This window comes from Planktothrix paucivesiculata PCC 9631 (assembly GCF_900009265.2).
In the GTDB taxonomy this organism is placed as follows: domain Bacteria; phylum Cyanobacteriota; class Cyanobacteriia; order Cyanobacteriales; family Microcoleaceae; genus Planktothrix; species Planktothrix paucivesiculata.
Genome location: NZ_LR735029.1, coordinates 132,744 through 146,732 on the forward strand (window position 1 = coordinate 132,744; position 13,989 = coordinate 146,732).

At 41.6% G+C, this 13,989-nt stretch carries 9 protein-coding genes; 6 read left to right on the plus strand and 3 right to left on the minus strand.

Annotated features, from left to right (window positions below):
• A partial coding sequence (locus PL9631_RS25215; RefSeq protein ID WP_231516857.1) for a tetratricopeptide repeat protein occupies window positions 1–4,043 on the minus strand: 4,043 nt, incomplete at its 3' end.
• Between the two features lie 124 nt (window positions 4,044–4,167).
• On the opposite strand from PL9631_RS25215, the gene rpsO reads away from it, so the two are divergent.
• From rpsO to PL9631_RS25235, 4 genes are all read left to right on the plus strand, one after another.
• On the plus strand, window positions 4,168–4,437 hold the full coding sequence (gene rpsO, locus PL9631_RS25220) for a 30S ribosomal protein S15 (RefSeq protein ID WP_079680533.1): 270 nt from the start codon (window positions 4,168–4,170) through the stop codon (window positions 4,435–4,437).
• An 87-nt stretch (window positions 4,438–4,524) separates the two neighbouring features.
• Window positions 4,525–5,061, plus strand: coding sequence for a PAM68 family protein (locus tag PL9631_RS25225; protein WP_083624712.1), 537 nt, complete (start codon window positions 4,525–4,527; stop codon window positions 5,059–5,061).
• A gap of 120 nt (window positions 5,062–5,181) precedes the next feature.
• The gene (gene aroF, locus PL9631_RS25230) at window positions 5,182–6,243 is read left to right on the plus strand and encodes a 3-deoxy-7-phosphoheptulonate synthase (RefSeq protein ID WP_083624714.1); all 1,062 of its coding nucleotides are present in this window, start codon (window positions 5,182–5,184) and stop codon (window positions 6,241–6,243) included.
• A 159-nt stretch (window positions 6,244–6,402) separates the two neighbouring features.
• Entirely contained in the window at window positions 6,403–7,356 is a 954-nt protein-coding gene (locus tag PL9631_RS25235; RefSeq protein ID WP_083624716.1) for a hypothetical protein, read from the plus strand.
• A gap of 86 nt (window positions 7,357–7,442) precedes the next feature.
• Here PL9631_RS25235 and PL9631_RS25240 read toward each other — a convergent pair whose 3' ends face one another.
• Together PL9631_RS25240 and PL9631_RS25245 are read right to left on the minus strand one after the other, a co-directional pair.
• Window positions 7,443–8,582 (minus strand): GspE/PulE/PilB domain-containing protein, encoded by a 1,140-nt coding sequence (locus tag PL9631_RS25240; RefSeq protein WP_083624718.1) that lies wholly within the window; start codon window positions 8,580–8,582, stop codon window positions 7,443–7,445.
• 276 nt (window positions 8,583–8,858) lie between these two features.
• Complete coding sequence (locus PL9631_RS25245) at window positions 8,859–9,704, minus strand: glycerophosphoryl diester phosphodiesterase membrane domain-containing protein (RefSeq protein ID WP_083624720.1); 846 nt, start codon at window positions 9,702–9,704, stop codon at window positions 8,859–8,861.
• Window positions 9,705–9,871: 167 nt separating this feature from the next.
• Here PL9631_RS25245 and PL9631_RS25250 point away from each other — a divergent pair, with 167 nt between their 5' ends.
• Both PL9631_RS25250 and PL9631_RS25255 read left to right on the plus strand, forming a co-directional pair.
• Window positions 9,872–10,486, plus strand: a complete 615-nt coding sequence (locus PL9631_RS25250) for a L,D-transpeptidase (RefSeq protein WP_083624722.1) — start codon at window positions 9,872–9,874, stop codon at window positions 10,484–10,486.
• 121 nt (window positions 10,487–10,607) lie between these two features.
• Window positions 10,608–13,989, plus strand: a 3,382-nt coding sequence (locus PL9631_RS25255; RefSeq protein ID WP_156090703.1) for a DUF4347 domain-containing protein, incomplete at its 3' end; no start/stop codon positions are given.

Genomic DNA, 13,989 nt, shown 5'->3' on the forward strand with positions numbered 1-13,989 from the left:
TCCAGAGATTGCTGGTAATAGGATATCGCTTCTTCGTAGTGTCCTAGGGAATTGTAAGCATTGCCTAAATTGAGTAAAGAATTAGCTTCCCCCCCTCTATTCCCAATCTCTCGTCGAATATCCAGAGATTGCTGGTAATAGGATATCGCTTCTTCGTAGCGTCCTAGGGAATTGTAAGCAGTGCCTAAATTGTTTAAAGAAATAGCTACCCTCAATCTATCCCCAATCTCTCGTTGAATATCCAGAGATTGCTGGTGATAGGATATCGCTTCTTCGTAGCGTCCTAGGGAATCGTAAGTATTGCCTAAATTGTTTAAAGAATCAGCTTCCCCCCCTCTATTCCCAATCTCTCGTTGAATTTCCAGAGATTGTTGGTAATAGGATATGGCTTCTTCGTAGCGTCCTAGGGAATTGTAAGCAATGCCTAAACCGTATAAAAAATTAGCTACCCACAGTCTATTCTCAATCTCTCGGTAAATTTCCAGAGATTGCTGGTGATAGGATATGGCTTCTTCGTAGCGTCCTAGGGAATTGTAAGCATTGCCTAAATTGTTTAAAGAATCAGCTTCCCCCCCTCTATTCCCAATCTCTCGTCGAATATCCAGAGATTGCTGGTAATAGGATATCGCTTCTTCGTAGTGTCCTAGGGAATTGTAAGCATTGCCTAAATTGAGTAAAGAATTAGCTTCCCCCCCTCTATTCCCAATCTCTCGTCGAATATCCAGAGATTGCTGGTAATAGGATATCGCTTCTTCGTAGCGTCCTAGGGAATTGTAAGCAGTGCCTAAATTGTTTAAAGAAATAGCTACCCTCAATCTATCCCCAATCTCTCGTTGAATATCCAGAGATTGCTGGTGATAGGATATCGCTTCTTCGTAGCGTCCTAGGGAATCGTAAGTATTGCCTAAATTGTTTAAAGAATCAGCTTCCCCCCCTCTATTCCCAATCTCTCGTTGAATTTCCAGAGATTGTTGGTAATAGGATATGGCTTCTTCGTAGCGTCCTAGGGAATTGTAAGCAGAGCCTAAACCGTATAAAGAATAAGCTACCCCCCGTCTATTCCCCATCTCTCGTCGAATATCCAGAGATTGCTGGTAATAGGATATCGCTTCTTCGTAGCGTCCTAGGGAATTGTAAGCATTGCCTAAATTGAGTAAAGAATTAGCTTCCCCCCCTCTATTCCCAATCTCTCGTCGAATATCCAGAGATTGCTGGTAATAGGATATCGCTTCTTCGTAGCGTCCTAGGTTTTTGTAGGCATTGCCTAAATTGTTTAAAGAATTAGCTTCCCCCCCTCTATTCCCAATCTCTCGTCGAATATCCAGAGATTGCTGGTAATAGGATATCGCTTCTTCGTAGCGTCCTAGGGAATTGTAAGCATTGCCTAAATTGTTTAAAGAATCAGCTTCCCCCCCTCTATTCCCAATCTCTCGTCGAATATCCAGAGATTGCTGGTAATAGGATATCGCTTCTTCGTAGTGTCCTAGGGAATTGTAAGCATTGCCTAAACCGTATAAAGAATAAGCTACCCCTCCTCTATTCCCCATCTCTCGGTCAATTTCCAGAGATTGCTGGTTATAGGATATCGCTTCTTCGCCGCGTCCTAGGGAATAGCAAGTATTGCCTAAATTGTATAAAGAAACAGCTTCTCCCCCTCTATCCCCAATCTCTTGTTTGATTTCCAGAGATTGCTGGTGATAGGATATCGCTTCTTCGTAGCGTCCTAGGGAATTGTAAGCAATGCCTAACGAAGTTAAAGAAGCCGTATATCGCCGGTCTTGCTTATCGATAAGATGTTCGATCAATTCCTGATAGAGTTCGGCAAGGAGTTGGTTATTACCCCATAAGTCAAGGAAGTTATCAACATCATCCCCATCCCGAATCACATCAAATGCCGTTTCATATTCTCCCAACTCGCAGCAATGATAAAACACCTCTAAATATTCCCGCACATCCTCCACCGTCCGCCACTGGTCACGGGATTTAAACCGACTCAGATAGAATTGAATTGCCTTCTGATGCGCTCCCCTTAAATCCCCCACCCGATACTTGAGATACTCCAAAATCAAGGGCAAAAACGTATAAACTCCCCTGGTTTTCGACGCCAAAAATCCCCGTTTCCCTAACTCTCGCAATTCCTTCTCCGTCACCGTTTCCCCAGAAATAGCCGTCGCCGTCACCGCATCAAACCCCCAACGCAACACCACCAAGGACAACAACACCTTTTGTAACTTCTCCGACAAACGGTTAAAACTGGCATCCAACACCGCCACCAACTGCACCGCCTCCTGACGGTGAAATCCCTGTAACCGCCCCATCAACTCCCCAATATCGGCTATTCCTAACGTAGCTAAATCCCCAATAGTCGCCCCTGGGCCGATTTCCCCATTCAGTAACCCCGCCACCAGTCGCAAGGTCAGAGGATGGCCATTCACCTCGGCCACAAAAGCCTCCAATTCCGCATCTGTCCCTCCAATATCTAAATTTTGAAGTAATTGTCTTCCTTCCGTTGCTGAAAGTCCCTCTAGGGCTAATTCTGTGGGTTTATCCTGGACTAAATTCGGCACAACTTGGGTCGTGACCAGAATTTCTGTCTGATGACATTTCCCTAGCCAGTGTTGCAAGAAATTCTGATAACCTTCATCCTGGAGCACGGATTCCAGATTATCTAATACCACTAAAAACCGTTGCTGTTGCAGACAGTGGATTAAAACCTCGGTTAAACGAGTTTCTTCAATTTCTTTTAACTGGTCTGGAGACAGTTTTCCCAACTGAGTTAAAATCCCCTGGGCGACAAGGGAGAAAAGGGGACGTTGCCCTAAATCTAGCCACAATTTATCAACAAAATCGGTTCTGTCGTTAAAGACTTTGGCCGCCAGGGTTGATTTTCCCATCCCTGCGATCGCCACAATTACACCCAATTTATTATTTTCGTCGTCTAACCAACCGTTAACAATCGCTAAATCCGCTTCTCGCCCTTGCCAATAGTTCACCGCCGGGGGTGTGGTATTTAGACTAAAGGAAATCGCTTGAATTTTCGATTGGTCTCGCTCAAAGAAGCCGATAACCCTCTCAAATCCCTGTTCTACGGTTTGTTTTAACTGTTGATTCTGTTGACCAACTTGCGCGAATCCGGCGGTCATCGTTTCTTGTAAAGTTTGTAATTCCTCTGATAACCAACCCCGCAATTCTTGAATTTGTGCCTGAGTTATTCCCAACTGTTGTAAGACGGCATCAAACCCCGATTCCATCTCAGTTCCCAACTGTTTAAACTGTTCTGTATGATCGTTCTGTAACTTTTCAATCTCTGCTAAACCCGCTTGAATCGGTTCAAAATTAGCCGTCTGTTGGGGCTGATCTCGCAAAGTGGCTAAAATTTCCCCCAATAGGGATAACATTAACCCCCCAAAGGCTTTCCCCCCCTGTTCAGCATCCCGTTTTAAAACTTCGCGTAAGGCTTTGGGGAATTTCTCGGCTAAGATTTGGGCAACTCCGGTGATGACATCCGGTGATAAGGTGATCCCGACTTCAGGACATAACCAATCTTTTAATAGACTTTCCCAGGCTGCGGGAGTTAAGGGTTGTTGGTTAAAAAAGTCAGTATGGGTTTGAGAAAAAAGGTTAACTAATTCTTCCTCTTGAATCGGATCAATAATATTAATTTCGCCGTTGCGGTTGGCTTCTGCCAATTCCAGCCACTTTTTCGGCGTGGCTTTCGCCAATTTTTTTAAAGGTTTCTGGAAACTGCGATATTGTTCTGAGGTAGCGATGGATTCTAATAATAACCCAACCGCTAATCCGACGGCTTTGGCGAGGTCGTTGTTAGAAAGAATATCCTCTTGTCCCAAACTTTCAGCAATGGCCCCAAGATCACCTGCAAATATGTTCCCAGCAAGTCCTGTACCAATGGCACTAACGCATTGCAGCAGGCCAATTCCTTGTAAAGCGGGAATCAGGGGACAAGCAACACCCCCAACCAGAATCGCCCCAAAGGTGGTTAACAGACGTAGATTCCGTTGACTAACTAAATCGAGAATTCCCACGTTCTCACCCCTGAGCTAGATTGATTTAATTATAAGGGAACAGCCAACAATCAACAATCAAAACAAAAGTGTGGTATCCTAAGTGATTGTGGAAATTTACGGATCATCTTGAGATTCAACAACTATGGCTCTCACACAGCAGCGTAAACAAGAAATCATGTCCGAGCACCAAACCCATGAAACCGACACCGGTTCCTGCGAGGTGCAAGTGGCTATGCTGACGGAACGGATTAGCAAACTCAGCGAACACTTAAAAATCAATAAAAAAGATCACGCTTCTCGCCGTGGACTTTTACAAATTATTAGTCGTCGCAAACGCCTATTAAGCTTTTTGCAACGGCAAGATAAAGCCCGTTACCAAGCGTTAATCGCTCGTTTAGGAATTCGGGGCTAAGGTTTTTCAGAAATGTTCTGAATCCCTCTATCTTGATTTCCGACGTCAAGCTTTCCTCCTGCATTTCCAGACCCATTCTCTGAACCTATGTCCTCTGAACGTCCGACCGCACGGCCCGCCTTTGAACCCAAGAAAAATCGCAAAAAAACCGATAAAGCGACTTCTAATCCCCCAGAAAAGGCGATTTCAGACCCTAAACCCAAAAAACCCACTCAGAAAGTTAAGGCAACTCCTAAGTCTCCTAAGCCTGAACCCAAAACTCAGAAGGAGACTAAACGCACCTACACCCGGGAAGAAACAGCAATTCCAGAGAAAGTTAGTCAACGGATGCTCTCTCGGATGGTGGTTTTAGCTGGAATTCCTTTGCTCCTGGGTTTGGGAAGCTTCATCGGCAGTTACTTCATCATTACTCAAGATTTACTTGTGCTTCCCAATACGGCTATTGTAATTTTGAGTATGGGATGTTTTGGGTTAAGTGTCCTGGGGTTAAGCTATGGGGTGCTATCCGCATCCTGGGATGAGGAAGCGCCGGGTAGTATTTTGGGTTGGCAGGAATTCAAACTGAATTTAGGGCGAATGCAGGACGGATGGAAAGCTGCAAAGCAAAAAAAGCAGAAAAATTAAGAATTCAAAAGTTGGTGTCCAAAACTGAATTGTTATACGTTAAATTAGCTTTAAATCGGGCTGTATTTTCTTAGACAATTTCAGCTTTTTAAATTTGATCGATCGATCAAAAAAGGATAAATGATTATAGTAATGAAAGTCGGCACACCGGAAGCCGAAATTGAACGTTTAAGTGAAGATCTCAAAACCAGTTGGGGTTTATCACCGGAGAAAATTGTCGGTAAACACAAAGTTGTGATTGGGTTAGTCGGTGAAACGGCTGAAATTGACCCCTTGCAACTGCGGGAAATCAGTCCTTTTATTGAGGACGTATTACGGGTGGAAAAACCCTATAAACGGGTGAGTCGCGCCTATCGTCAGGGGGAAGCCAGTGAAGTCACTGTGTCCACTCCCGCCGGAAATGTCACCTTTAGTGAACATCATCCCCTAGTCGTTGTGGCTGGGCCTTGCTCGGTGGAAAACGAGGAGATGATTGTGGAAACGGCAAAACGAGTTAAAGCCGCCGGGGCTCAATTCCTGCGGGGGGGAGCCTTCAAACCTCGGACGTCTCCCTATGCGTTCCAAGGACATGGGGAAAGTGCCTTGGGGCTATTGGCTGCGGCTCGGGATGCAACGGGACTGGGCATTATTACCGAGTTAATGGATGCCGAAGACCTGGAAAAATTAGGGGAAGTTGCCGATATTATTCAAATTGGCGCTCGCAATATGCAGAACTTTTCCCTATTGAAAAAAGTGGGAGCGCAAAATAAACCCGTATTACTCAAACGGGGAATGGCTGCCACCATCGAAGAATGGTTAATGGCGGCGGAATATATCCTAGCGGGTGGTAACCCTAACGTGATTTTGTGTGAACGGGGAATTCGCACCTTTGATCGTCAGTATGCCCGTAATACCTTGGATTTATCCGTCTTACCTGTATTGCGATCGCTCACCCACCTGCCGATTATGATCGATCCCAGTCATGGCGTCGGTGTGGCGGAATATGTTCCCTCAATGGCGATGGCTGCGATTGCCGCCGGGACAGATTCCCTGATGATTGAAGTCCATCCCAACCCGGCTAAAGCCCTATCCGATGGCCCCCAATCCCTGACTCCAGAACGGTTTGACCGCTTAATGCAAGAACTCTCTGTGATCGGTAAAGCTGTGGGTCGTTGGCCGAAAGAACTGGCCGTCGTCGGTTAAATTAGTCTCAAAAATTGGAAACTTGATCAAGGCGTTTGTGGTAAACGCCTTTTTTTGATATCTATTTTGATGGTGTTGTTGATATCCTAATTACCTGAGTAAACGATATATAATGACTTGGGTGAAGTCTCGACGAAAATTTGAGGAGTGAACTTGCAAATGTCTAATCTGTACAAAACTGTTTTTTTAGGGACTGCGATCGCCTTAACCCTGAATGGGGGTGAACTTCTCGCTCAGGAACTTTCCTCGGAATCCTCCTTAGAAAATATTGTGGCATCTTCAGTAGGAATTGCCTCTCAAACCTTCTCAGAAACACCGGATTTTAACCCAGAGCAGATTTTTGCTCAAACTTCAGAGCTTAATTCCTCCCTAGAAATAGCTTCTCAAACCACCTTAGAAACATCGGATTTCAACCCAGAGCAGTTATCTGTTCAACCTCCAGAAATAGAGCCATTAGCCGAAATTATTCAACAGCAACCCCAAACTTTATCGGAGGCTAAAAATACTTTTCCTTCAACCGAAGCAGCCGATTTAAGTAATCGTTGGATGGATCGAGTGGAGTGGAGTGTTGCTCAAAATTCAGAACAATCCTTACCCGTTGTCCAACAACAAAATGAAGAAGAAGAACCCGAAGATCCGCGTAAAGCTGCCGATGCCAATGGCCGTCGTTTAAGTAATAACTTTAATTATGTTGGAATTGGGGGTAATATTGGGATTGCCGGAGATGGATCGGGTTTAGGGGGAGGAGGTGTAATGACTCTCTCAAAAACCGGATTTTCAGAAAATTTTTCCTTACATTCCAGTGGAATTTTGATTGGAAGTGATAGTGCGAGTCTAACGCATTTGACCGCAGAATTTCCCGTTAGAAGTGAAACCAATGCGGTGCGTTTTTCTCCCTTTGTCGGAGCCGGAATTATCTACAAAGATTTATTTAATAGTGATCTTAGTTTTGGCCCTTCAGCGACCGTGGGCATTGATATTCCTATTTCCTATAGTTTCTTAATTACTGGGCGTGCCAGTGTCGGATATATTCGAGAAGAAACGGATTTTGGGATTCAAGTTGGTTTTAGTTATATCTACACTAAAGGGTTACTGGGTTTGATTTTTAAATAATTGTACCCAAAAGGAATATTGTGGCAATAATGGTCACAATATTCCCATTCGTAATTCGTAATTCGTAATTCGTAATTTGTAATTCCCTATTCCCTCTCCTGATTTTTTTGAATTAAAGCATCTGATTCTTGAACCATGGTTTTTAAGAGTTGATTCAGTAATACCAAATTCTCAGAAGATAGGGGCGTTATTGCCAGGCGAGTATTCAGTTCACTGAGTTTATTGTGAAGTTGCTCTGTTAGTCGTAAGGCATCTAAACTTAACTTAGATAACTGTTGTTTTTGATAAAACTTTAAAGCAGCCCCCCGTAAAACCTGTAAATTAGCTTCTTCTCCCAAGGGTGCTGGATTAATTCTTAAACGCAGTAATAAGTGGGTATTCTGATAAAGCCTTTCCATTTCCACCTGTCGCGGTTTATCTACCGGCACTAACGGTAGTTCTACTAACAGTTTCAATTCGTTAATAACTCCTTGAAATTGCTGATCATCTAACCCGGTGACAACGGATTGCAAAACGCCGTCCCTACTCCACAAAATCCGGCCTAAATTAGCCTCTTGACGTTCAAAATAAAGCCGTCCAATCCCCCCCATTAAAACCCTTCCTAACAGTTCTTGTAATAACTCATGGGGGGACAACATAGCCAGAACTTCCACCGGACTTTCTAAATAAGTCGTTTTTACCTCTAAAACCGATAGGGGATTTAAAGAACTTGGGGGTGTTGATTCTACAGATTCAGGTAAAAAGTTTTCAATTCTTGTAGTCAGAATCGTGGAGGAAAGTGACGTTAAAGAAGGGTTAGTTTCTACTCCTCTAACCTTCTGATCTACTACCTGAGGATAGATTTCAGAGTCCAAAACATGAGCTTTTGAGGGCTGTTTTAGTTGAGAAAATTCCGGGGTATTTTCAAGATCTACGTCCAAGGATTCACTAGCTTTAGCCTGTTGGGTGTGATAGAGATAGGCTGATAAGATAGAACGTTGCTCCTCCGAGGAAATCACCTGAGTGATGATGGAGCAATTCATATAAGATACGATCTTCTGCACATATTCTAAGGCGGATTGATCTTCGGAATCAACAACACCCAAATATAAATGATTCTCTTTGAGACACAGAGGCAAAATTTGATAATGCAAGCAAACTTCTAGCGGTAAAATACTGTCAATTAATGCAAAAATTTGCTGCGTTTCCAACGGAACTGTCCCAGTTGCTTCAGATTTAGCTAACATTTTTTATAATTTAATTTAGTGTCTTAGTGCAATATTCTTGGGTTTAGAGCGAAGTCAGTATGAATTAGCAAAAGTTAAAAAGGCACCCCGACGGCAATTCCATATCTACAACCGTTGAGGAATCAAGACAAGGGCATTAGTAATAGTTATCGATATCAGCTAAGTTTAACAGTTTTTGCGGAAATCATCCATAGAACTTCTGTGATGTGGCTACACTCCTGGAGGCGGAAACTGGCGATGCCGACAGGCGGTGGTACGCCATCGCAACTTCAAGCCCTACAGGTCATCCCCATACTCATAGGCAATGCTATCCATCGGGTCAGTTTTCAAGCTGATTCCTTCCTGTCTGACATTAAGATCATAATAAATAACTCCAGCAATTGATTGCCAAAATGGAAGAAATAAAGCCCCGATAATAATATTGATCGCTGTGGAAAATAAATTCACAATCAGATGATAATTGGAGTAATCATGAGTAACTATAAATGCTAAATACAGTTGCAAAAAAATCATAATAGATAAAACCAAAATCAAACAAGGGAGAGTAATCAAAAATCCTATAAACAGAACTGCTTGAATCCGCAATACCGATCCTCTGGTTAATTTCCAACTGAGACGAATTGCTGCTGTTGCGGTCATATAATCTTCAACGGCTAAGGGTAAAGCCACAATAAAAAGTCGAGAAACCAGCCCAATATAAGCAAATACAATAGCAATAAAAAACGCAAAACCTATTAAGTATATAATCGCGTTATCTTCTCCTAAAATACCTGCCACGAGACCAAAGGAAATTACCCAGACTAAAATTAATCCTAAAATTCCACCTATTAAAATTAAGGCAATCAGAAGTCCTTGTCCCAGAAAACTCCACATTCTTCGCTCGACTCGGGGACGAGCTTCTGAAATAGCTTCGGGTCGTTCTAAGGTTTCATAATAGGCTAAACGGCCAATTAATCCAGAAAGGGCTAAACATTTAGCCCAGCCATAAATGGGAATAATTGACCAACAATAGGCTTGCAGAGCGATAGTGAAATAATCTTTAAAATGATCTCGATAAATCCGTAACCCGGCACTAATGACGCCAACTATGTTGAGAGGGGTAATGGTTTGATTTTTAGACATAGTTGTAAGATGATGTGACAAACAAGCTGATCTTCCCGTGATCTTAAACCAAAATCTTCAAAATCCCCAAAAATTATATAATTATTAAACTTTGGGCAGAAAGATTAAGAAGAGCACGGGAAACAATAATAGTGAATCAATCCGTCAACAGAAACAAAAACAGTGCCATGGTTAGAGAAAAAAGTTTTCTAAAACACTTGACAACAGTTATTTTCGGAACAACTGTACTGGTGGCGGGAGTGACAAAACAGACCCCAGCCCTATCTGTTCAGTCCCAAAACCCTATTCCCCTGGCTCCATCCCCGATTAAATTATTAACCCCTAATACTCCCAAATTTGGAAATTCTAATCCATTTCCCCAGCCAAACCACCAATTAAGTGAACCTATTGAAGCTAATTTGAGGGTGGTAATTAAATTAAATCAACGTCGGGTTTATCTCTATCAAAATCAACAACTAAAAACCAGTTACCCCATCGCCGTGGGTCGAGAAGGTTGGGAAACTCCTGTCGGTGAATATCAAGTAATTGAGATGATTTCCCAGCCCGCCTGGGAACATCCGTTTACCGGAGAAATTATTCCTCCAGGGCCAGATAATCCCCTAGGTGAGCGTTGGATTGGCTTTTGGACAGATGGAAAAAACTATATTGGCTTCCATGGAACCCCGAATACTGAAACCGTTGGACAAGCTGCGTCGCACGGTTGTATTCGGATGTTTAATCAAGATGTTTTGGCTCTATTTCAGAAGGTAAAAATCGGAACCCCCGTAATAGTTGAACCGTGAACTTTTGGCGACGGGCGGATAAAGGTTAATCACCAGAAAAATGGGGGGGTAATGGTTTCAGAAAAGCCATATCAAAAAATATGGAGTAAACTAAAAAAAGTCGTTTAAGGAAAAACAATCCATGAACATCTGCACTTTTATTGATCCAACAATTAACTCTTTTCAAGACTTAGTTAAAAATGTTATTAGATCCGTAGAAGTTGTTCTCCTAAATCCCACTCAAGATAGTGTTAAACAAATTGCAGATTATCTACAACAAAGACAAGAAATTCAGGAAGTTCATATTATCAGCCATGGTGCTTCCGGTTGTTTGAAGTTGGGGAACACTCAACTTGATTTAGAAAATTTAGACAAATATAACCAACTCTTAAAACAAAGTTTTTCTGCCGTTGATTCTCTGATTATCTATGGTTGTCATCTGGCTCAAGGGGAAAAAGGTCATAACTTTATTAAAAAATTACATAAAATTACGGGCGCGAAAATAGCGGCTTCCACGAGTTTAACCGGGAATAAAATATTAGGGGGAAATTGGGATTTTGAATTTACAATTGGTAATCCTAGCGTTAATTTACCCTTTGACGGAGAATCTCTTAAAAATTATCCTGCTGTTTTAGCCACATTCATTGTTAACAACACAAATGACATTGATGATGGCAATTTAGCCAATGATGTTACAACACTGCGAGAAGCGATTAATATAGCTAATTTAACCCCCGGAGCAGATCGAATTGAATTTAATATTCCCACAACGGATTTAGGTTTTAATTCTGATAACAACTCCTTTACCATTCAACTGTTATCAAAACTTCCAGTAATTACCGATTCAATTTTGATTGATGGAAAAAGTCAACCCGGATTTATAGAAACCCCTATTCTTGAAATTGATGGGACAAAAGTTGGCGGATTAGATAACGGAATTATAGAAATTACAGGGGGAGAAAACAGCACTATTCAAGGTTTAGTGATTAATCGGGCTGGATTTAGTAATGCAGCAATATTAATTAATAATAGTAAGGGAAATCGCATTGTAAGTAACTATCTGGGAACCGATATTACCGGAACAGTTAATCCCCTGAGAAACGGTTCAGGAATCATTATTCTTGATTCTGCTAATAATATTATTCAAGATAATCTAATTTCAGGAAATGATAATACTTCTGCAACGGGGATTCAGATTTCAGGAAATACGGCTACTAATAATCAAATTATCGGGAACTTAATCGGTACAGATATTACAGGAACAGCAAGTTTAAGAAATTCCAATGGGGGTATTATTATTCAAAATGCACCTAACAATATTATAGGTGGAACCACAAATAATCAACGGAATATTATCTCTGGGAATGGATTTGATGGGATTAATATTTCTGGAATTGATGCCATTGGAAATCAAATTTTAGGGAATTATATTGGTACAGATATTACGGGAACAATTGCTATTCCTAATATCTCTCAAGGAATTTTAATTGCTTCTAATGCTTCTAATACCATTATTGGAGGGACTTCGGCAGGTACAGCTAATTTAATTTCGGGTAATCGTTCCAGTGGTATTTTTATTCGAGAAGGGACAGAAAATCAAATTATTGGAAATTTAATTGGAACGGATATTAATGGTAAAGTTGCTTTAGGAAATGGAGGATTAGGAGGGATTAGAATTGAGAGTTCTGATAATATAATTCAAGATAATTTGGTTTCTGGAAATATTAGTGATGGGATCTTAATTGGCGGTAATAATGCTAACAATAATATTGTCACCGGAAATCTGGTTGGCACGGATATTGATGGCGGTGCAACTTTAGGAAATGGTGAAACCGGAATTATTATTGCCCAATCTGCAACAAATAATCAAATTGGCGGAACGAATTTCAATGAACGAAATATTATTTCAGGTAATAATAGTTCAGGTGTTAATCTTCAATTTAATGCCACAAATAACCAAGTTTTAGGAAACTATATTGGAACCAATATTGACGGGACTATAAATCTAGGAAATACTGCTGATGGGATCAGTATATTAGCAGCACCGAATAACATTATAGGCGGAACAGTAGCCGGATCGGGCAACATAATTTCTGGAAATAATGGCAATGGAATTGATCTCGGTTTGGGTTCCTCTGGAACTCGAATTTTAGGCAACTTTATCGGTACAAATTTTAATGGTACTCTGGCAATTCCTAACAACAGAAATGGAATTGATACCGATGCTTTTCCAGCCAATAGTATTATTGGCGGGACAACTCCAACGGAACGAAATTTGATTTCTGGAAATGGGGAGAATGGGATTTCTTTGGACGCGCCCAACTATCAAATTATTGGGAATTTTATTGGGACTCAAATTGATGGGGTGAGTCCTTTAGGAAATACAAATCGAGGAATAGATATTGCTTTGGGCGGTATCAATACTCGTATTGGCGGAACGAATATAGAAGAAGGAAACACGATTGCATTTAATGGTGGGGATGGAGTATTTGTTGGAAATGGAAGTGCAGGTAATTCTATTTTATTGAATTCTATTTTCTCCAATGGTGAGTTAGGAATTGATTTAGCTTCACCTGCAATTAATAACCCAGGAACAACCGAAAATGATCCAGGAGATACAGATACCGGAAGTAATAATCTGCAAAATTTTCCGGTTATTACTTCCGCGACTTCCGACGGAACCAATACAATAATTTTGGGAACCTTAAACAGCACCCCCAATACCCCATTTCGTGTTGAGTTTTTTGTTAATAATACCTTAGATCCAACAACCTTTGGAGAAGGTGAACAATTGCTGGGATTTGCGAATTTAACCACTGATGGAAGTGGAAATATTGGTTTTGAGCAAACTTTTTTATCAAATCTAACAGAGAATCAATTTATTACTGCAACAGCAACCGACCCGAATAATAATACTTCCGAATTTTCGGGAGGAGAAAAAGTTACTCCTTTAACTACTGTTGCTTTTTCTCAAGCTAATTATCAACTGAATGAAGATAGTAGTCTTGTCGGAAATGCGATTACAATTAATCGGACAGGCAATATAGCAAGTTCCTCTAGTATAGAGATTCAATTAATCGATGGAACAGCAACCGGAGGGACAGTTTTTGATACGGGGATAGACTTTAATAATACTTCAATTTTAGTTAATTTTGCATCGGGAGAAACCTTTAAAACCGTCACAATTCCGATTAATGATGATATTTTACCCGAAGATAATGAAACTCTGACATTAACATTGGTAAATGGAAGTATTGGAACCCTAATTAATACCCAAAATACAGCAATTGTTGAAATTATCGATCAAGACGAACCCACACCAACTCCTACACCAACACCCGAACCCACACCAACGCCCGAACCAACGCCCACACCAACGCCCGAACCCACACCAGCACCAACGCCCACAACAACACCCGAACCCACACCAACGCCAACACCCGAACCAACGCCCACACCAACGCCCACACCAACACCAACACCCGAACCCACCCCACCACCAACGCCCGACCCCACGCCCACAC